This is a genomic window from Streptococcus downii, from assembly GCF_004353325.1.
GTDB lineage: Bacteria > Bacillota > Bacilli > Lactobacillales > Streptococcaceae > Streptococcus > Streptococcus downii.
The window spans coordinates 26,709-46,519 of record NZ_MZNX01000006.1 but is presented as its reverse complement, the minus strand read 5'-3'; the positions used below and the strand labels follow the sequence as shown (position 1 = coordinate 46,519).

The 19,811-nt window shown below is 42.8% G+C and carries 24 protein-coding genes; 21 read left to right on the top strand and 3 right to left on the bottom strand.

The annotated features are described in order from the left end of the window. Positions 1-3: 3 nt before the first annotated feature. The 7 genes from E2R31_RS02035 to dnaJ all read left to right on the top strand — a co-directional run bounded on the left by E2R31_RS02035 (position 4) and on the right by dnaJ (position 6,850). Positions 4-516 carry a DUF2812 domain-containing protein gene (locus tag E2R31_RS02035; RefSeq protein WP_132972589.1) on the top strand — a complete coding sequence of 171 codons (513 nt, stop codon included), beginning with the start codon at positions 4-6 and terminating at the stop codon, positions 514-516. A 160-nt stretch (positions 517-676) separates the two neighbouring features. Then, positions 677-1,711, top strand: a complete 1,035-nt coding sequence (hrcA, locus tag E2R31_RS02030) for a heat-inducible transcriptional repressor HrcA (RefSeq protein ID WP_132972950.1) — start codon at positions 677-679, stop codon at positions 1,709-1,711. 38 nt (positions 1,712-1,749) lie between these two features. Continuing rightward, positions 1,750-2,265, top strand: coding sequence for a nucleotide exchange factor GrpE (gene grpE / locus E2R31_RS02025; RefSeq protein WP_061454553.1), 516 nt, complete (start codon positions 1,750-1,752; stop codon positions 2,263-2,265). 368 nt (positions 2,266-2,633) lie between these two features. Next, entirely contained in the window at positions 2,634-4,457 is a 1,824-nt protein-coding gene (gene dnaK / locus E2R31_RS02020) for a molecular chaperone DnaK (RefSeq protein WP_000034667.1), read from the top strand. A gap of 1 nt (position 4,458) precedes the next feature. Then, positions 4,459-4,860, top strand: a complete 402-nt coding sequence (locus E2R31_RS02015) for a tRNA (guanine-N7)-methyltransferase (protein ID WP_084948515.1) — start codon at positions 4,459-4,461, stop codon at positions 4,858-4,860. Positions 4,861-4,929: 69 nt separating this feature from the next. Continuing rightward, positions 4,930-5,562 carry a DJ-1/PfpI family protein gene (locus tag E2R31_RS02010; RefSeq protein ID WP_132972587.1) on the top strand — a complete coding sequence of 211 codons (633 nt, stop codon included), beginning with the start codon at positions 4,930-4,932 and terminating at the stop codon, positions 5,560-5,562. 151 nt (positions 5,563-5,713) lie between these two features. After that, positions 5,714-6,850: a molecular chaperone DnaJ gene (gene dnaJ / locus E2R31_RS02005; protein ID WP_132972585.1), complete on the top strand. Its 1,137-nt coding sequence runs from the start codon at positions 5,714-5,716 to the stop codon at positions 6,848-6,850. Positions 6,851-6,928: 78 nt separating this feature from the next. Here the strand turns inward: dnaJ and E2R31_RS02000 are convergent, their stop codons facing one another. The 3 genes from E2R31_RS02000 to E2R31_RS01990 all read right to left on the bottom strand — a co-directional run bounded on the left by E2R31_RS02000 (position 6,929) and on the right by E2R31_RS01990 (position 8,350). Further along, the gene (locus E2R31_RS02000) at positions 6,929-7,588 is read right to left on the bottom strand and encodes a hypothetical protein (protein ID WP_132972583.1); all 660 of its coding nucleotides are present in this window, start codon (positions 7,586-7,588) and stop codon (positions 6,929-6,931) included. A 63-nt stretch (positions 7,589-7,651) separates the two neighbouring features. Then, positions 7,652-7,930 carry a hypothetical protein gene (locus tag E2R31_RS01995; RefSeq protein ID WP_084976036.1) on the bottom strand — a complete coding sequence of 93 codons (279 nt, stop codon included), beginning with the start codon at positions 7,928-7,930 and terminating at the stop codon, positions 7,652-7,654. 9 nt (positions 7,931-7,939) lie between these two features. Continuing rightward, positions 7,940-8,350: an HIT family protein gene (locus E2R31_RS01990; RefSeq protein ID WP_125838080.1), complete on the bottom strand. Its 411-nt coding sequence runs from the start codon at positions 8,348-8,350 to the stop codon at positions 7,940-7,942. A 67-nt stretch (positions 8,351-8,417) separates the two neighbouring features. Here E2R31_RS01990 and E2R31_RS01985 point away from each other — a divergent pair, with 67 nt between their 5' ends. The 14 genes from E2R31_RS01985 (at position 8,418) to E2R31_RS01920 (ending at position 19,800) form a co-directional block, all read left to right on the top strand. Continuing rightward, on the top strand, positions 8,418-9,149 hold the full coding sequence (locus tag E2R31_RS01985) for an ABC transporter ATP-binding protein (RefSeq protein ID WP_132972581.1): 732 nt from the start codon (positions 8,418-8,420) through the stop codon (positions 9,147-9,149). Continuing rightward, on the top strand, positions 9,146-10,195 hold the full coding sequence (locus tag E2R31_RS01980; RefSeq protein WP_132972579.1) for an ABC transporter permease: 1,050 nt from the start codon (positions 9,146-9,148) through the stop codon (positions 10,193-10,195). The genes E2R31_RS01985 and E2R31_RS01980 overlap by 4 nt, the downstream gene beginning before the upstream one ends. 47 nt (positions 10,196-10,242) lie before the next feature. Continuing rightward, entirely contained in the window at positions 10,243-11,037 is a 795-nt protein-coding gene (gene ccrZ, locus E2R31_RS01975) for a cell cycle regulator CcrZ (RefSeq protein ID WP_132972577.1), read from the top strand. Then, positions 11,034-11,669, top strand: coding sequence for a tRNA (guanosine(46)-N7)-methyltransferase TrmB (trmB, locus tag E2R31_RS01970; protein WP_001266088.1), 636 nt, complete (start codon positions 11,034-11,036; stop codon positions 11,667-11,669). The genes ccrZ and trmB overlap by 4 nt, the downstream gene beginning before the upstream one ends. A gap of 126 nt (positions 11,670-11,795) precedes the next feature. Next, entirely contained in the window at positions 11,796-12,275 is a 480-nt protein-coding gene (gene rimP, locus E2R31_RS01965) for a ribosome maturation factor RimP (RefSeq protein WP_132972575.1), read from the top strand. A gap of 42 nt (positions 12,276-12,317) precedes the next feature. Next, a complete protein-coding gene (gene nusA, locus E2R31_RS01960; protein ID WP_000032278.1) occupies positions 12,318-13,454 on the top strand; it encodes a transcription termination factor NusA in 1,137 nt (378 codons plus the stop codon). A gap of 21 nt (positions 13,455-13,475) precedes the next feature. Next, on the top strand, positions 13,476-13,769 hold the full coding sequence (rnpM, locus tag E2R31_RS01955) for an RNase P modulator RnpM (protein ID WP_006144965.1): 294 nt from the start codon (positions 13,476-13,478) through the stop codon (positions 13,767-13,769). Beyond that, entirely contained in the window at positions 13,762-14,061 is a 300-nt protein-coding gene (locus E2R31_RS01950) for a YlxQ-related RNA-binding protein (protein ID WP_001041396.1), read from the top strand. Before rnpM ends, E2R31_RS01950 begins: the two co-directional genes overlap by 8 nt. 16 nt (positions 14,062-14,077) lie before the next feature. Next, positions 14,078-16,864, top strand: a complete 2,787-nt coding sequence (infB, locus tag E2R31_RS01945; protein ID WP_132972573.1) for a translation initiation factor IF-2 — start codon at positions 14,078-14,080, stop codon at positions 16,862-16,864. 165 nt (positions 16,865-17,029) lie between these two features. Further along, on the top strand, positions 17,030-17,380 hold the full coding sequence (gene rbfA / locus E2R31_RS01940) for a 30S ribosome-binding factor RbfA (protein ID WP_001273601.1): 351 nt from the start codon (positions 17,030-17,032) through the stop codon (positions 17,378-17,380). 95 nt (positions 17,381-17,475) lie between these two features. Next, complete coding sequence (locus E2R31_RS01935) at positions 17,476-17,709, top strand: DUF1858 domain-containing protein (RefSeq protein WP_000368739.1); 234 nt, start codon at positions 17,476-17,478, stop codon at positions 17,707-17,709. Next, positions 17,709-19,043, top strand: a complete 1,335-nt coding sequence (locus tag E2R31_RS01930; RefSeq protein ID WP_132972571.1) for a DUF438 domain-containing protein — start codon at positions 17,709-17,711, stop codon at positions 19,041-19,043. The genes E2R31_RS01935 and E2R31_RS01930 overlap by 1 nt, the downstream gene beginning before the upstream one ends. A 9-nt stretch (positions 19,044-19,052) precedes the next feature. Continuing rightward, entirely contained in the window at positions 19,053-19,307 is a 255-nt protein-coding gene (locus E2R31_RS01925) for a DUF1912 family protein (RefSeq protein ID WP_000119707.1), read from the top strand. Between the two features lie 97 nt (positions 19,308-19,404). Continuing rightward, on the top strand, positions 19,405-19,800 hold the full coding sequence (locus E2R31_RS01920) for a helix-hairpin-helix domain-containing protein (RefSeq protein ID WP_132972569.1): 396 nt from the start codon (positions 19,405-19,407) through the stop codon (positions 19,798-19,800). The last annotated feature ends 11 nt before the right edge of the window (positions 19,801-19,811 follow it).

Below are 19,811 nucleotides of genomic sequence, written 5' to 3'. Positions count from 1 at the left end.
GCAATGAATAGCAAAGTACAATTTCGGATTTTCACCATTGTTGATTTGGACAAGGAAGAAGATTATTTGCATGAGATGCACTTGAAAGGTTGGAGATATAGAACTAGTCGTTTGGGCTTTTTCTATTTTGACCAATGTCAACCGGACGATGTCATATACTGTATCTATGATTCTAGATTTCTTAAAAAGTATAAGCATGAACTGCAAGATTTTAGGAATAGAGATTGGGAATTGATAGAAACAGGTTTTTGTTCGATTCTTCGTAAATTATCTTCAGATATACTTCCAGAGGATCAAGTCTATATGACTAATGGTCTTGGATGGGAAGTTATGTGGTCCAGACTTCGTTCTTGTATAGCTGCTTTCTCGGGTGGTTTTGTTGTTTGCATGAGTTTGTATCGAGAAAACTTGTCTCAGTCTTTCTTTATTATTTTCTTGTTATATGCTTGCTTAATTTCTTATCTAATCTATGGTTTTTTCAGACTTAAAAGGAAATACCAAATTGATGAAAAGTAAGTTTCTAGGTCTTCAGACTGATTTTTAGCACTCTTGGCAAAAGAGTGCTAATTTTTTGAGTTTTTGTCTTGACATTCTCTTCTAAGGGTGTATAATAGAATCATGAGTTAGCACTTAGGTGGATCGAGTGCTAATCGATTGGACAGAGAGGAGTGATGAGATGGTTACAGAGCGTCAGCAGAATATTTTAAATCTGATTATTGACATCTTTACCAAAACGCACGAACCTGTCGGATCCAAAGCTTTGCAAGAGTCTATCAACTCTAGCAGTGCAACCATTCGTAATGATATGGCGGCTCTAGAAAAGCAAGGTTTGCTTGAGAAGGCGCATACTTCAAGCGGTCGGATGCCAAGTGTTGCTGGTTTTCAGTACTATGTGAAACACTCACTGGATTTTGACCGATTGGCTGAAAATGAGGTCTATGAGATTGTCAAAGCCTTTGATCAGGAATTCTTCAAACTGGAGGATATTCTACAAGAGGCAGCTAATGTCTTGACAGACTTAAGTGGCTGCACAGTTGTAGCGCTAGATGTTGAGCCGAGCAGGCAACGGTTGACAGCTTTTGATATCGTTGTTTTGGGACAACATACCGCTCTTGCAGTTTTTACACTTGATGAGTCTCGAACGGTTACCAGTCAGTTTCTGATTCCAAGGAACTTCTTGCAGGAGGATTTGCTGAAACTGAAGAGCATTATTCAGGAACGTTTCCTCGGTCACACCGTTCTAGATATTCACTACAAGATTCGGACGGAGATTCCACAGATTATCCAGCGTTACTTTACAACGACGGACAATGTCATCGATCTCTTTGAACACATCTTTAAGGAAATGTTCAACGAAAACATTGTGGTGGCGGGCAAGGTCAATCTTTTGAATTTTGCCAATCTAGCAGCCTATCAGTTCTTTGACCAACCACAGAAAGTGGCTCTGGAGATTCGTGAGGGTCTGCATGAAGATCAGATGCAAAATGTTCGTGTTGCAGACAGTCAAGAGTCTTGTCTGGCAGACCTAGCAGTGATTAGCAGTAAATTCCTCATCCCTTATCGAGGATTTGGAATTCTGGCGATTATCGGTCCGGTCAATCTGGATTACCAGCAATTGGTCAATCAACTCAATGTTGTCAATCGAGTACTAACTATGAAACTCACAGATTTCTATCGCTATTTGAGTAGTAATCATTATGAGGTGAGTTGAACATGAAATTACATAAATTCCTAAAAAGGAGGCGAAAAATGTCTGAGGAAATAAAAAACGAAGAAGTAAAAGAAGAGGAAGTGGTGGAAACGACTGAGGAAACAACTCCTGAAAAGTCAGAGCTAGACTTGGCAAATGAACGTGCGGATGAGTTTGAGAATAAATACCTTCGTGCTCATGCAGAAATGCAAAATATCCAACGCCGTGCCAATGAAGAGCGTCAAAACTTGCAACGTTATCGTAGCCAGGACTTAGCAAAAGCAATCTTACCATCGCTCGACAACCTAGAACGTGCACTCGCAGTTGAAGGATTGACAGATGATGTCAAAAAAGGATTGGAGATGGTGCAAGAAAGCTTGATTCACGCTTTGAAAGAAGAGGGAATCGAAGAAATCGCAGCGGATGGAGAATTTGACCATAACTATCATATGGCCATCCAAACTCTCCCAGCAGACGATGAACATCCAGCAGATACCATCGCCCAAGTCTTCCAAAAAGGCTACAAACTCCATGACCGCATCTTACGCCCAGCCATGGTAGTGGTCTATAACTAGGCAATTCTGACGGTTGCTGAAGCAACTCGTCAGAAAACGTCAATCGCTATGGCGTTTGCCTAGCCTCCTTACTAACTCGTCGTCGAAATAAAATCGATTTCGACTTCTCGTGTCGCAACATAAATACATTGAAAACTTGTCCGAAACGACAAAAAACTATGAAGAAAGATAAAAAGCAAGCCGGAGGCTTGCAAGGAAGATATTGCCCACTGTGGTGAAAGTTTCAGTAGCATAAGCTACTGAAACAGGGGATTTTTGAGACAATAGGCTCAAAAATAAGTGATGAAATCCCGAAGGGAGTTGCTCACGTCCCCACCACTTAAGGGAAATATCAAAAATAGAAAATTAACTAACAAGGAGAAAAACACATGTCTAAAATTATCGGTATTGACTTAGGTACAACAAACTCAGCAGTTGCAGTTCTTGAAGGAACTGAAAGCAAAATCATCGCAAACCCAGAAGGTAACCGTACAACTCCATCTGTAGTATCATTCAAAAACGGTGAAATCATCGTTGGTGACGCTGCGAAACGTCAAGCAGTTACAAACCCAGATACAGTTATCTCTATCAAATCTAAGATGGGAACTTCTGAAAAAGTTTCTGCTAACGGAAAAGAATACACTCCACAAGAAATCTCAGCTATGATCCTTCAATACTTGAAAGGTTACGCTGAAGATTACCTTGGTGAAAAAGTAACTAAAGCAGTTATTACAGTTCCAGCTTACTTTAACGATGCTCAACGCCAAGCAACAAAAGACGCTGGTAAAATTGCTGGTCTTGAAGTAGAACGTATCGTTAACGAGCCAACTGCAGCAGCACTTGCTTACGGTTTGGATAAGACTGACAAAGAAGAAAAAATCTTGGTATTCGACCTTGGTGGTGGTACGTTTGACGTATCTATCCTTGAATTGGGTGACGGTGTCTTCGATGTATTGTCAACTGCAGGGGACAACAAACTCGGTGGTGACGACTTTGACCAAAAAATCATCGACCACTTGGTAGCAGAATTCAAGAAAGAAAATGGTATTGACTTGTCTACTGACAAGATGGCAATGCAACGTTTGAAAGATGCAGCTGAAAAGGCTAAGAAAGACCTTTCAGGTGTAACTTCAACACAAATCAGCTTGCCATTCATCACTGCGGGTGAAGCTGGACCTCTTCACTTGGAAATGACCTTGACTCGTGCGAAATTTGACGATTTGACTCGTGACCTTGTAGAACGTACAAAAGTCCCAGTTCGTCAAGCCCTTTCAGATGCAGGTTTGAGCTTGTCAGAAATCGATGAAGTTATCCTTGTTGGTGGTTCAACTCGTATCCCAGCCGTTGTAGAAGCTGTTAAGGCTGAAACTGGTAAAGAACCAAACAAATCAGTAAACCCTGATGAAGTTGTTGCTATGGGTGCTGCGATCCAAGGTGGTGTGATCACTGGTGATGTTAAAGACGTTGTCCTTCTTGACGTAACTCCATTGTCACTTGGTATCGAAACAATGGGTGGTGTCTTCACAAAACTTATCGACCGCAACACTACTATTCCAACATCTAAATCACAAGTCTTCTCAACTGCGGCAGACAACCAACCAGCCGTTGATATCCACGTTCTTCAAGGTGAACGCCCAATGGCAGCAGATAACAAGACTCTTGGACGTTTCCAATTGACAGATATCCCAGCTGCACCTCGTGGAATTCCTCAAATCGAAGTAACTTTCGACATCGACAAGAACGGTATCGTGTCTGTTAAGGCTAAAGACCTTGGAACTCAAAAAGAGCAAACAATCGTTATCCAATCTAACTCTGGCTTGACTGACGAAGAAATCGACCGCATGATGAAAGATGCAGAAGCTAACGCTGAAGCAGATAAGAAACGTAAAGAAGAAGTTGACCTTCGTAACGAAGTAGACCAAGCAATCTTTGCGACTGAAAAGACAATCAAGGAAACTGAAGGTAAAGGCTTCGATGCAGAACGTGATGCTGCTCAAGCTGCCCTTGATGACCTTAAGAAAGCCCAAGAAGATAATAACTTGGATGAAATGAAAGCAAAACTTGAAGCGTTGAACGAAAAAGCTCAAGGACTTGCTGTTAAACTCTACGAACAAGCCGCAGCAGCTCAACAAGCTCAAGCAGGGGCAGAAGGCGCACAAGCAACAGGAAATGCAGGCGATGACGTCGTAGACGGAGAGTTTACGGAGAAATAAGATGAGTGTATCGGATGAAGAGTATCTAAAAAATACACGAAAGGTTTATAATGATTTTTGTAGTCGAGCTGACAACTATAGAACATCAAAAGATTTTATTGACAATATTCCAATAGAATATTTAGCTAGATATAGAGAAATTATATTAGCTGAACATGATAGTTGTGTCAAAAATGATGAAGCGGTAAGGAATTTTGTTACTTCAGTATTGTTGTCGGCGCTAGTATCAGCACTAGTATCAGCAACCATACAAAAACCAGAATTTATAATATCGTTTATAATTGGCATGGTTTGGGTTGTCTGTGTATTCCTTCTAATCTATTGGAATTTTATAGCCAATACTAAGAAGCGACAAAAATATATAAATGTTTCTGTACTTATAGGATATTTAAAATCAAAATAAAGTTAATTTACTTATTCGCAGAGGTTGCAACCCAGCCTCTGTTTTTCGGTAAAATAGAGGGTGTTGCTTATGAAAAAAGTACTTTGTATCCTTTATCCTAATTTTTCTCTTTATGAGATATCCTCTTTAACGAGTACTTTGGCTCTGTCTTTTGACATCACGATTGATTATGTAGCTTCAGATCATTCGATGGTGGTCTCTGAAGATGGCTTGCCTTGTTTACCTACAAAAACATTGGATCAAGTACGTATAGAAGAGTATTCTTGTGTGATTTTGCCAGGAATGGTAAATATAGGGCCTGTTCTACAGGATGAAAAATTAGCCTCATTTTTGAGAGAACTCGGTGAGCAGGATATCTTAATTACAGCAATTTCTTCTGCGCCCATTTTGTTAGCGAAAGCTGGCTTGTTGAATGACACGGAATTTACTGGTGGGATTTGGCAAAACTTCTTTGATTATTTTGAATTTCTTCCTCGGGAAAATTTCAAAGCAAAAGCTGTCCTGCAAGATAAAAATATCATTACTGCTATTGGCTTTGCACATCAAGAGTTTGCAAGAAAAGTGATTCTTGGTCTAGGTTTGGCAGAAAATACTGACAACTATTTTAAAGAACAGAACGAATATTCAGAAGAGGACTTGATTTTTACTCTATCGGACAAAGAGTTTGATGAAGTGAAGCAGAGTATAGAAAATACCCTCTAATGATTTGCTTATAAATTATAGAAAGGAATAAGGGTGTTCGTAATTGAACTCGAGCGGAAAGCTTGGGAATTAGATAAACCTCCTAAGAAATCAGGATTTCTTGTCGGTTTCCTAAATTTCAGTCGCTTTCTGTTCGCTCTTAGTATCTTGTATGAACAATACTGAATTTTATGATCGTCTGGGGGTGTCAAAAAACGCTTCGGCAGACGAGATCAAAAAGGCTTATCGTAAGCTTTCAAAAAAATATCACCCAGATATCAATAAGGAACCTGGTGCTGAGGAAAAGTACAAGGAAGTTCAAGAAGCCTATGAGACTTTGAGTGACGACCAAAAACGTGCAGCCTACGACCAGTATGGTGCTACAGGTGCCAACGGTGGCTTTGGTGGTACTGGCGGTTTCGGTGGCTTTGACGGAGCAAGTGGCTTCGGTGGTTTTGAGGATATTTTCTCAAGTTTCTTTGGTGGAGGCGGGGCTTCGCGCAATCCAAACGCTCCTCGTCAAGGTGATGATCTCCAGTATCGTGTGAACTTGACCTTTGAAGAAGCTATCTTTGGAACGGAAAAAGAAGTTAAATACAATCGTGAAGCCAGCTGTCGTACATGTAATGGCTCTGGTGCTAAGCCAGGGACAAGTCCAGTCACTTGTGGACGCTGTCATGGCGCTGGTGTCATTAACGTTGATACGCAAACTCCGCTTGGTATGATGCGCCGCCAAGTAACCTGTGATGTCTGTCATGGTCGCGGAAAGGAAATTAAAGATCCATGTACAACTTGTCACGGAACAGGTCATGAAAAACAAGCTCATAGCGTACATGTGAAGATTCCTGCTGGTGTGGAAACAGGCCAACAAATCCGCTTAGCGGGTCAAGGTGAAGCCGGCTTTAACGGTGGACCTTACGGAGACTTGTACGTGGTGGTTTCAGTTGAAGCTAGTGATAAGTTTGAACGTGAAGGAACGACTATCTTCTACAATCTGAACCTCAACTTTGTCCAAGCAGCCCTTGGAGATACTGTGGAAATTCCAACTGTACATGGTGATGTTGAATTGGTCATCCCAGAAGGAACTCAGACAGGTAAGAAATTCCGTCTACGTGGCAAGGGAGCGCCAAGCCTTCGTGGAGGTGCCGTTGGTGATCAATACGTTACAGTCAATGTCGTGACTCCGACAGGCTTAAACGACCGCCAAAAAGCAGCTTTGAAGGAATTCGCAGCTGCAGGTGACTTGAAAGTCAATCCAAAGAAAAAAGGCTTCTTTGACCATATAAAAGATGCCTTTGAAGGAGAATAAAACAAAAAGAGTCGATTGGCTCTTTTTTTGTTATCTTTAAAAATTTATCATTGGGGAAATCATTTTCCAGCTGGTCTACTATTTATACTTTTGAGTGAGCAAGCCAGCCACATCCATCTCCTGGATGAGTTGCTTGAATTCCTCTTCCTTTCCAGGCTTAACGGTGACGGTATCAATGCGCTTAATCGCCGAATTATCCTGAATATCTACTAAGGTCAAAGCTTTTTCATAGAATGCGATTCCCTTTTTAAAACTTTCCTGATTATTCCAAAAGAGAAGTGAGTAATTAGGGTTAAATTTCTTTCCTTTTTCTTGGAAATACTTCTCGCCCTCCTTCTCTAAAAATTGGAATAAGCCATGATTGAACAAGTTATCCCCTACTTTATAGTAGGAAATCTCTCCTGTCTGGAGGACATAGACTTCGAGTCGGTTTTTGGAGAGTTTTGGACTTTCTTTTAGGACGGGGTGGCTATTGATGACCTCATCTGAGAAAGTAACATAAAAATGTAAGCCTCCACCCTCAAATTGATACCTTCCATTTGATTCTACTTTTTCAGGAGGCATGTCAAGAGAGATAAAGGTTTGTTTTAAGTCATCATTCCCTTTTTGGATGTCACTCGGTGAGGCCTTGAAAAGATTCATCAGTAGTAGAAATGCCAAGGCTGCAAGCAGGCAGAGGCAACCACAAGGGATCGCGATGACCTTCGCTAGAACTTTTAAAAACTGTTTCACTTTCATTCCCTCCTTTTTCTGTTCGGGCTCAGTGTCCCAAAAAGAGTTTAAGGAAAGTTAGAGACTCTCTTATCCTTGTTTTTCTTCTTGGAGGACTGCCATTCTGGTTTGGAAATCCTTTTCTAAGACTTTGAACTTGTAGGTTAGGTCTTTTTGGTATTCCTTGATAAGGGCTTTTTGTTGGTCGATGATTTGCAGGCTGTTTTGAATGATATCCAAATCCTCCTTCATAGCCTCGACACGGTCGCTAGTATCCACAAATTCCTCTGTGATGGCTTGGCGATTTTTTACGACAAAATAACTTCCAGCTGCAGCTCCTACGAATAGCAGTAGATTTGATAGTTTCATGGCAACTCCTTAGGCATTTCTAATAGTTTCAGCGACTTGGGCAAGTTTGTCAAAGTCAGGTTCGTGGGCAATAAAGTCAATCTTGAGGTCATCTTCTGCACCGTAGCGAGGTACGAGATGCACATGGGTATGAAAGACCGTTTGACCAGCGACTTCCTCACAGTTGGTAATGATATTCATGCCAACAGCTTTAGTAGCCTTCATGACTTTTTGAGCCACTGTTGGCACTTGGGCAAAGAGTTGGCTGGCGCTCGCAGCATCCATCTCCAAAAGATTGCGATAGTGCCCTTTTGGTACAATGAGGGTGTGTCCAGGCGTTACTTGAGAGATATCAAGAAAGGCAAGAACCTGCTCATCCTCGTATACTTTTGAAGCAGGAATATCCCCTGCGATGATCTTACAAAAAATGCAATCTGACATAAAATCCACCTCTACTGTATTGAATTTTGATATAATATAGCTACATTATACCAGATTCGGAGAAAATATGTTAGAAATTAAAAACCTGACAGGAGGCTATGTTCACGTTCCTGTCTTGAAAGATGTGTCCTTTACAGTTGAAAGTGGGCAGTTGGTCGGTTTGATTGGTCTCAACGGTGCTGGGAAATCAACGACTATCAATGAGATTATTGGTCTGTTGACACCTTACAGTGGGGAAATCAAGATTAATGGTCTCACCCTGCGAGAAGATGCGACCAACTATCGCAAGCAGATTGGCTACATCCCAGAAACGCCTAGCTTGTACGAGGAATTGACTCTCAGAGAGCATATCGAAACGGTTGCCATGGCTCATGGTATCGATCAGAAAGTGGCTTTTGATCGAGTAGAACCTTTGTTAAAAATGTTCCGTCTGGACCAAAAATTAGACTGGTTCCCAGTGCATTTTTCCAAAGGGATGAAGCAGAAGGTCATGATTATCTGTGCCTTTGTCGTAGATCCGAGTCTTTTCATCGTTGATGAACCTTTTCTTGGCCTCGATCCGCTGGCCATTTCTGACTTGATTCAGCTTCTAGAAGTGGAAAAGCAAAAAGGCAAGTCCATTCTCATGAGTACCCACGTGCTAGACTCAGCAGAAAAGATGTGTGATGCCTTTGTCATTCTCCACAAGGGAGAGGTTCGGGCTCAGGGGAACCTCCAGCAACTCCGGGGTGCTTTTGCAATGCCTGATGCTAGTTTGAATGATATTTACTTGGCTCTGACCAAAGAGGAGGAGCTATGAAAGACTTGTTTTTAAAGAGAAAGCAGGCCTTTCGCAAGGAGTGTGTCGGTTATCTGCGCTATGTTCTCAATGACCACTTTGTCTTGTTCCTGCTGGTTCTCATCGGTTTTCTAGCCTACCAGTATAGTCAACTTTTGCAAAATTTTCCTGAAAATCATTGGCCTATTCTCTTGTTTTTGGGGATTGTCTCTGCCTTGCTTTTAGCTTGGGGAGGAATCGCGACCTATATGGAAGGACCGGATAAACTCTTTCTCTTAGTCAGTGAAGAGGAGGTCAAGTCCTACCTCAAAGGGCAGACAGTGCGCTCACTGGTCTTTTGGCTTTTGGTGCAGACTCTCTGTTTATCCTTATTTGCACCCTTGTTTTTAGCCATGGGTTATGGCTTGCCAGTCTTTCTCGTCTATGTGTTTTTATTGGGGACTGGGAAATACTTCCTCTTTCGCCAAAAAGCCAGTAAATTTCTTACTGAGACTGGATTGGATTGGGACTATGTGATCGCCCAAGAAAGCAAACGCAAGCAAATCTTGCTTCGTTTCTTTGCTCTCTTTACTCAGGTCAAGGGGATTTCTAACAGCGTCAAGCGCCGAGCTTATCTGGATTTTATCCTAAAGACGGTTCAAAAGGTTCCAGGGAAGATCTGGCAAAATCTCTATCTTCGTTCTTACCTGCGAAATGGAGACCTCTTTGCCCTCAGTTTGCGTCTCTTGCTCCTATCCTTATTAGCTGTGATCTTTATCGAGCAAGCTTGGATAGCGACAGCGGTGGTAGTGCTGTTTAACTACCTCTTGCTCTTTCAGTTGCTGGGCCTCTATCACGCTTTTGACTACCAGTACTTGACCCAGCTCTTTCCACTAGAAAAAGGGGAGAAAGAAAAGGGTCTGAAACAGATTGTAGTCGGTGTGGGAAGTGCAGTTCTTTTGTTAGAATTGCTGGTCGGAGCAGTGGTTTTTCAAGAAAAAATATCCTTGTTGGTTCTTGTAGGAGCTAGTCTCTTCCTACAATTGTTTTATTTACCTTACCAACTGAAAAGACTGGTTGACGAATAGACCAAAAACTAGTAGAATAGTAAGGAAACTTTATACGGAGGAAAGAAATGGACTTGGGTGATAATGAGCTAACGCTGACCCCTATACCTGGGAAGAGCGGCAAAGCTTATATGGGAAGCTACCCTGATGGGAAGCGCGTCTTTGTAAAAATGAACACCTCTCCAATCCTACCTGGCCTAGCCAGAGAACAAATCGCTCCTCAATTACTATGGACTCGTCGTTTGCCAGATGGTCGTGATATGTGTGCCCAAGAATGGTTGACGGGTAAAATCTTGACACCGCACGATATGAACCGCAAGCAGATCATCAATATCTTGACACGTCTTCACCGCTCACGTCCCTTGATGAAGCAGTTGAGCCGTTTGGGATATACCATGGAGACGCCAGTAGACTTGTTGCAGTCTTGGAGGCAAGAAGCGCCTGAAGTCTTGAAACGACATCAGTACTTAAACTCGGTGATCGATGATTTGCGCAGGACGGTTCCAGGATTTAGGGAAGACCATGCAACGATTGTGCATGGGGATCTTCGCCATAGTAATTGGATTGAGACAGAGAGTGGGCTTGTTTATTTAGTGGATTGGGATTCGGTTCGCCTGACGGATCGCATGTTTGATGTGGCGCATATGCTGTGTCATTATATTCCAGAGCAACATTGGCATGATTGGCTAACTTATTACGGTTATAAGTACAATCAGACAGTGTTAGATAAATTGTATTGGTATGGTCAGTATTCTTACTTGAGCCAGATTGCCAAATACTTTGTAAATCAAGATTTAGATAATGTAAACCGGGAGATTTATGCCTTGCGTATCTTTCGTGACAAGTATGGAAAGAAGAGATGAGAGTTAGAAATCGTAAAGGGGCGACAGAGTTACTAGAGGCTAATCCCCAGTATGTGGTCCTCAATCCCTTGGAGGCTAAAGGGAAATGGCGAGACTTGTTTGGAAATGATCATCCTATTCATGTTGAAGTTGGAAGTGGAAAAGGAGCCTTCGTATCTGGAATGGCCAAACAAAATCCTGACATCAACTACATTGGGATTGATATCCAAAAGTCGGTATTGAGTTATGCCTTGGACAAGGTGCTTGAAGTTGGAGTTCCCAACATCAAATTGCTGTGGGTAGATGGTTCAGATCTGACTGACTATTTCGAAGACGGTGAAATTGATCGTCTCTACCTAAACTTTTCAGATCCCTGGCCTAAAAAACGCCATGAAAAACGTCGTTTGACTTACAAGAGTTTCTTGGATACCTTCAAGCGTATCTTGCCTGAGAATGGGGAAATCCATTTCAAGACAGACAACCGTGGCTTATTTGAGTACAGCCTGGTGAGCTTTTCTCAGTATGGGATGAAGCTCAATGGTGTCTGGCTAGACTTACATGCCAGTGATTTTGAAGGCAATGTCATGACGGAATATGAGCAAAAATTCTCCAGCAAAGGTCAAGTGATCTACCGAGTTGAGGCAGAATTTTAAGAAATAGCTTGAAAACCAGCCGTTTGAGTGCTTATGCTTTACATAAATTGACAAACGTGCTATACTGATAGTAAGAATATGAGAAAGAGAGGCGGGGAAATATCTTCGCCTCTTGCTTATGAGGAGGTGGACGCAATCGCAACAATCGTAGAATTAGTCAGAGAAGTTGTAGAACCTGTCATTCAAGCACCTTTCGAACTCGTGGATATCGAGTATGGAAAGATTGGCAGTGACATGATTCTCAGTATTTTTGTAGATAAACCTGAAGGAATTACCTTGAACGACACGGCAGACCTGACAGAAATCATCAGTCCTGTTCTTGATACTATCAAGCCTGATCCCTTCCCAGAACAATATTTCCTAGAAATTACCAGTCCAGGCTTGGAACGTCCTTTGAAAACCAAGGATGCTATCGCTGGAGCAGTTGGTAAATACATCCATGTCGGGCTCTACCAGGCCATCGATAAGCAAAAAGTCTTTGAGGGAACCTTGCTATCCTTTGAAGAGGATGAGTTGACCATGGAGTACATGGACAAAACACGTAAGAAAACTGTCCAAATTCCATACAGTTTAGTATCAAAAGCACGTTTAGCAGTAAAACTATAGAAAAGAAAGGATAGCTTTTGAGGATTCAAAAGTGAAGAAAACATGAGTAAAGAAATGCTAGAGGCCTTCCGCATTTTGGAAGAAGACAAGGGAATCAAAAAAGAAGACATCATCGACGCAGTAGTAGAGTCGCTTCGTTCCGCTTATCGCAGACGCTATGGTCAGTCTGATAGCGTAGCTATTGACTTCAACGAAAAAACAGGTGACTTTACTGTCTATACTGTTCGTGAAGTTGTTGATGAAGTATTTGATAGTCGTTTGGAAATCAGCTTGAAAGATGCTCTTGCCATTAATTCAGCCTATGAGCTTGGTGACAAAATCAAGTTTGAAGAAGCACCTGCTGAGTTTGGCCGTGTAGCTGCCCAATCTGCCAAACAAACCATCATGGAAAAAATGCGCAAGCAAACACGTGCTATTACCTACAATACTTATAAAGAACATGAGCAAGAAATCATGTCAGGCACAGTAGAACGTTTTGATAACCGCTTTATCTATGTCAACCTTGGCAGCATTGAAGCCCAATTGTCCAAACAAGACCAAATCCCTGGAGAAGTCTTTGCTTCTCACGACCGTATCGAAGTCTATGTTTATAAGGTCGAAGACAATCCTCGCGGCGTCAACGTCTTTGTTAGCCGTAGCCATCCAGAAATGATCAAACGTTTGATGGAGCAAGAAATTCCAGAAGTGTACGATGGAACTGTCGAAATCATGAGCGTAGCCCGCGAAGCTGGTGACCGTACGAAAGTTGCCGTTCGTAGCCACAATCCAAACGTGGACGCTATCGGTACAATCGTTGGACGTGGTGGTGCTAATATCAAGAAAATCACCAGCAAATTCCACCCAGCTCGTTACGATGCTAAGAGCGACCGCATGATTCCTGTCGAAGAAAACATCGACGTTATCGAGTGGGTAGCAGATCCAGCTGAGTTTATCTACAATGCCATCGCACCGGCAGAGGTTGACCAAGTTATCTTTGATGAAAATGACAGCAAACGTGCCTTGGTCGTTGTACCTGATAACAAGCTTTCTCTTGCGATCGGTCGTCGTGGACAAAACGTTCGCTTGGCAGCTCATTTGACGGGTTACCGTATCGATATCAAGTCTGCCAGCGAGTTTGAAGCTATGGAAGAAGCAGGTCAAGTGGATTACGCAGCTGCGGACGAATTGACAGAAGAATAAAAGCTGCTAGAGGAGGGAAAGATGAAAACAAGAAAAATCCCTTTGCGCAAGTCTGTTGTATCCAACGAAGTGATTGATAAGCGTGATTTGCTCCGCATTGTCAAGAACAAGGAAGGAGAGGTCTTTATCGATCCGACAGGCAAGGCCAATGGTCGTGGCGCTTATATCAAGCTAGACAATGCAGAAGCCCTAGAGGCAAAAAAGAAGAAAGTCTTTAACCGCAGCTTTAACATGGAAGTGGAAGAAAGCTTTTATGACGAGTTGATTGCTTATGTGGATCACAAAGTAAAAAGAAGAGAGTTAGGACTTGAATAAGCAAAAGATAAGCAATCTCTTGGGACTTGCTCAACGAGCAGGTCGGATCATATCGGGTGAGGAATTGGTGGTCAAGGCCATCCAAGACCAGAAAGCCAAACTAGTCTTTCTAGCCCATGATGCTGGACCCAATCTGACCAAGAAGATTCAAGATAAAAGTGACTATTATCAAGTAGAAGTTATAACCGTGTTTTCAACACTGGAATTAAGCATAGCAGTCGGAAAATCGAGAAAGGTTTTGGCTGTGACAGATGCTGGATTTACAAAGAAAATGAGGTCTCTTATGGAATAGAAGAGGAGGACATGATTTGTCTAAGAAAAGATTGTACGAAATCGCAAAAGAACTTGGAAAAGAAAGTAAAGAAGTTGTAGCGCGTGCAAAAGAGTTGGGCTTGGATGTAAAAAGCCACTCATCGAGCGTGGAAACCGCTGCTGCTGAGCAAATTGCTGCCAGCTTTAAGTCTGCATGTGCTCCTAAAACAGAAGCAAAACCTGCAGCACCAAAAGCAAGTGTAGAAAAGAAAGAAGAAAAACCTGTTTCAACTAAACCAGTTGTCACTAAGGAAGAAAGTAAACCAGCTACACCTGTAGCTCCTAAGGAAGAAAAAGTGGTGGCTGCAAGACCGCAGAGCCGAAATTTCAAGGCGGAGCGTGAGGCACGTGCAAAAGAGCAGGCAGAGCGACGCAAACAAAACAAGGGCAATAACCGTGACCAACAACAAAACGGTAACCGTCCGAAAGGCGACGGCCGTAATGGTGGCAAACCAGGTCAAGGAAACCGCGACAATGGCCGATTTAATGACCAAGGGAAGAAACCACAAGGTCAAGGAAATCGTGGCAATGATCGCCGTCAGCAACAAGACTTCCAGCCAAAACAAGCTGGACCACGTGTTGACTTTAAAGCCCGTGCAGCAGCCCTAAAAGCAGAGCAAAATGCAGAGTACGCACGCTCAAGCGAGGAGCGCTTCAAACAATCGCAAGCTGCCAAAGAAGCCTTGGCTCAAGCTAATAAACGCAAGGAGCCTGAGGAAATCTTTGAGGAAGCTGCTAAGTTAGCTGAACAAACTCAGCCAGCCGTAACAGTAGCTCCTGTAGCGAAAGAAGCGCCAGTGGATACACGTCGTAAAAAACAAGCTCGACCAGACAAAGAACGTGACGATTATGATCACGAAGAAGATGGTCCTAGAAAACAACAAAAGAATCGAAGTAGTCAGAATCAAGTGAGAAATCAAAGAAATAGTAACTGGAATAACAATAAGAAAAATAAAAAAGGGAACAAGCAAAACAACCGTAACCAGACTCCAAAACCTGTTACAGAGCGTAAGTTCCATGAATTGCCAAGCGAATTTGAATATACAGATGGTATGACTGTTGCGGAAATCGCAAAACGTATCAAACGTGAACCAGCTGAAATCGTTAAGAAACTCTTTATGATGGGTGTTATGGCCACACAAAACCAATCTTTGGATGGAGAAACCATTGAACTTCTATTGGTAGATTATGGTATCGAAGCCAAACAAAAGGTAGAAGTGGACAATGCGGACATCGAACGTTTCTTCGTCGAAGATGGTTATCTCAATGAAGATGAACTGGTTGAGCGTCCACCAGTTGTGACCATCATGGGACACGTTGACCATGGTAAAACAACTCTCTTGGATACCCTTCGTAACTCTCGTGTTGCAACAGGTGAAGCGGGTGGTATCACTCAGCATATCGGTGCCTACCAAATCGTTGAAAACGGCAAGAAGATTACTTTCCTTGATACACCAGGACACGCGGCCTTTACATCTATGCGTGCGCGTGGTGCATCTGTTACCGATATTACTATCTTGGTTGTAGCGGCAGACGACGGTGTTATGCCTCAGACTATCGAAGCCATCAACCACTCAAAAGCAGCGAATGTTCCAATCATTGTAGCCATCAATAAGATTGATAAACCAGGTGCCAACCCAGAACGTGTTATCGGTGAATTGGCAGAGCATGGGGTTATGTCAACAGCTTGGGGTGGAGATTCTGAATTTGTTGAAATCTCAGCCAAATTCAACCAAAACATCGATGAACTCTTGGAAACAGTCCTTCTTGTGGCTGAAATCCAAGAACTCAAGGCAGACCCAACAGTGCGTGCTATCGGTACGGTTATCGAAGCTCGTTTGGATAAAGGGAAAGGTGCGGTCGCAACCCTTCTTGTCCAACAAGGTACCTTGAATGTACAAGACCCTATTGTTGTCGGAAATACCTTTGGTCGTGTCCGTGCTATGACCAATGACCTTGGTCGTCGTGTTAAGGTTGCAGGACCATCAACACCAGTTTCTATCACAGGTTTGAACGAAGCACCAATGGCGGGTGACCACTTTGCCGTTTACGAAGATGAAAAATCTGCGCGTGCAGCAGGTGAGGAGCGTGCCAAACGCGCGCTCATGAAACAACGTCAAGCTACCCAACGTGTTAGCCTTGAAAACCTCTTTGATACGCTTAAAGCCGGTGAACTCAAATCAGTTAATGTTATCATCAAGGCCGACGTCCAAGGTTCTGTTGAAGCTCTTTCTGCCTCACTTCAAAAAATTGATGTGGAAGGTGTGAAAGTTACTATCGTTCACTCAGCGGTCGGTGCCATCAATGAATCTGACGTGACGCTTGCAGAAGCTTCCAATGCCTTTATCGTTGGTTTCAACGTACGCCCTACACCACAAGCTCGCCAACAAGCCGAAGCTGACGATGTAGAAATCCGTCTCCACAGCATTATCTACAAGGTTATCGAAGAGATGGAAGAAGCTATGAAAGGGATGCTTGATCCAGAATTCGAAGAAAAGGTTATCGGTGAAGCAGTTATCCGTGAAACCTTCAAGGTATCTAAAGTGGGAACCATCGGTGGATTTATGGTTATGAGTGGTAAGGTTACCCGTGATTCTAAAGTCCGTGTCATCCGTGACGGTGTCGTTATCTATGACGGCGAACTTGCAAGCCTGAAACACTACAAAGACGACGTCAAAGAAGTTACAAACGGTCGTGAAGGTGGATTGATGATTGACGGCTACAATGATATCAAGATGGATGATGTGATTGAGGCTTATGTCATGGAAGAAATCAAACGATAATAGAGAAACGATAGCCGATTTGACTCATCGTCAACAGCGCCTTGATGAACCTCAGTTCTATCTAAGGCTTGTTTCCTAGATTCAAATGGCTCTAGTTCCTCTATCTAATAGAAATAGCTAGGTCTGCTGGCCTAGCTTTTGGTTCAAAGTAGAGAAAGGAATATCATGGCAAATCATTTCCGTACGGATCGTGTGGGCATGGAAATCAAGCGTGAAGTCAATGAGATTTTGCAAAAGAAAGTTCGTGATCCACGTGTCCAAGGTGTGACCATTACAGATGTTCAGATGCTAGGTGACTTGTCTGTTGCCAAGGTTTACTACACCATTTTGAGTAACCTTGCTTCGGATAACCAAAAGGCTCAAATCGGGCTTGAAAAAGCAACTGGTACGATTAAACGTGAACTTGGTCGCAATTTGAAATTGTACAAAATCCCAGATTTAACCTTCGTCAAAGACGAATCCATCGAATATGGAAACAAGATTGACGAGATGCTACGCAATCTGGATAAGAACTAAGAAGGAGGGGAAACCCTCTTTTTTGGTGTATGCTAATCGTCCTTATGGTATAATATAAGCAGTAAAATCATTTTATAACATACATGGAGGTTGTCATGGATAATATCATAGATGTGTCAATACCCGTTGCAGAAGTGGTGGACAAGCATCCAGAAGTCTTGGAAATCCTAGTTGAGCTAGGTTTTAAACCACTTGCCAATCCCTTGATGCGCAACACAGTCGGTCGCAAAGTATCGCTCAAACAGGGTTCTAAGCTTGAAGGAACGCCTATGGACAAGATTGTCCGCACACTGGAAGCGAATGGCTATGAAGTGATTGGATTAGACTAATGGCAGATGAACGGATTCATATCCTACGGGATATTTTGTTAGAATTGCATAATGGTGCCTCTCCTGAGTCGGTTCAGGAGCGTTTTGATGCGACCTTTACAGGTGTCTCAGCTATTGAGATTTCCCTCATGGAGCACGAGCTGATGAACTCAGACTCAGGTGTCACCTTTGAAGATGTCATGGAACTCTGTGATGTCCATGCCAATCTTTTTAAAAACGCTGTTAAGGGTGTCGAAGTGGAGGATACCGAACACCCTGGTCACCCAGTTCGCGTCTTCAAGGATGAAAATCTGGCTCTCCGTGCTGCTCTGATTCGCATTCGGAGATTGTTAGATACCTATGAGTCTATGGAAGACGAGGAAATGCTGGCAGAGATGCGTAAGGGTTTGGTCCGTCAAATGGGGCTTTTGGGGCAATTTGACATTCACTATCAGCGCAAGGAAGAGCTCTTTTTCCCCATCATGGAGCGCTATGGTCACGATTCACCTCCAAAAGTCATGTGGGGAGTGGATGATCAGATCAGAGAACTCTTTCAGACAGCTCTATCTACAGCCAAGTCACTACCAGAAGTGCCGATTAGCGCTGTAAAAGAAGATTTTGAAGCTTTTGCGACAGAGTTTGAAAGTATGATTTTCAAGGAAGAGTCCATCCTCCTCATGATTCTCCTTGAGTCTTTCACTCAGGATGACTGGATTCAGATTGCGGAGGAGAGCGATGCCTATGGCTATGCTATCATCCGTCCGTCTGAAAAATGGGTGCCAGAACGTCAAAATTTCGTTGAAGAAAAGAGTGCCGAGGAGACAGTACAACTAGACACTGCTGAAGGTCAAGTTCAGCAAGTTATCGATACGCCGGAAGGACAGTTCACCATTACCTTTCCCCCTAAGGAAAAGGAAGCGGTGCTGGACCGTCATAGTCAACAGGCTTTTGGCAATGGCTATCTCTCAGTTGAGCAGGCCAACCTCATCCTCAATCACCTCCCCATGGAGATTACCTTTGTCAATAAAGACGATATTTTTCAGTATTACAATGACAATGCGCCAGCTGATGAGATGATTTTCAAACGGACGCCGTCCCAAGTCGGACGAAATGTTGAACTCTGTCATCCGCCTAAGTACCTAGACAAGGTCAAGACCATCATGAAGGGACTTCGTGAAGGAACCAAGGACAAGTATGAGATGTGGTTCAAGTCGGAGTCGCGAGGCAAGTTTGTCCACATCACCTACGCTGCAGTACACGATGAGAACGGGGAATTCCAAGGCGTGCTAGAGTACGTTCAGGATATCCAGCCCTACCGTGAGATTGATACGGACTACTTCCGTGGATTAGAATAAGGAGAACCAATGAGTTACGAACAAGAATTTATGAAGGAATTTGAAGCCTGGGTTAATACCCAAATCATGATCAACGACATGGCGCACAAGGAAAGTCAAAAAGTCTACGAAGAAGATCAAGACGAGCGTGCCAAAGATGCCATGATTCGCTACGAGAGTCGGTTGGATGCTTATCAGTTCTTGCTGGGTAAGTTTGAAAACTTCAAAGCAGGCAAGGGTTTCCATGATTTGCCAGAGGGATTATTTGGCGAAAGAAACTATTAAAATAGTGATACTTTCTTGATTTTTTGCCAAAATCTTGATAGAATATCTTTATTAAATCCTTGTCAGAGCAGGGATTTTTTATTGAAAGGATTTTATCATGTCAAAGAAACTTCAACGTAAAAAACAATTGCGAAATAGCCTTCGTCGTTCAGGTGCATTTTCAACTACAGTGACCAAGGTTGTCGAAGAGACCAAGAAAGTCGTGAAACATGCAGAAAAATCTGCCAGCCAAGCAGGAAAAGTTGTCTCTAAAAAAGTGGAACAAGCAGTAGAAGTGACCAAGGAACAAGCTCAAAAAGTGGCGAATTCAGTAGAAGATTTCGCAGCTACTTTGGGTGGCCTCTCAGTAGATCGCGCTAAGACTTTCTATGATGAAGGCATCAAGTCAACTTCTGACTTCAAAAACTGGACAGAAAAAGAACTCCTTGCCTTGAAAGGAATTGGCCCAGCTACGATTAAGAAATTAAAAGAACACGGAATCAGTTTCAAGTAATCTTTCTTGAT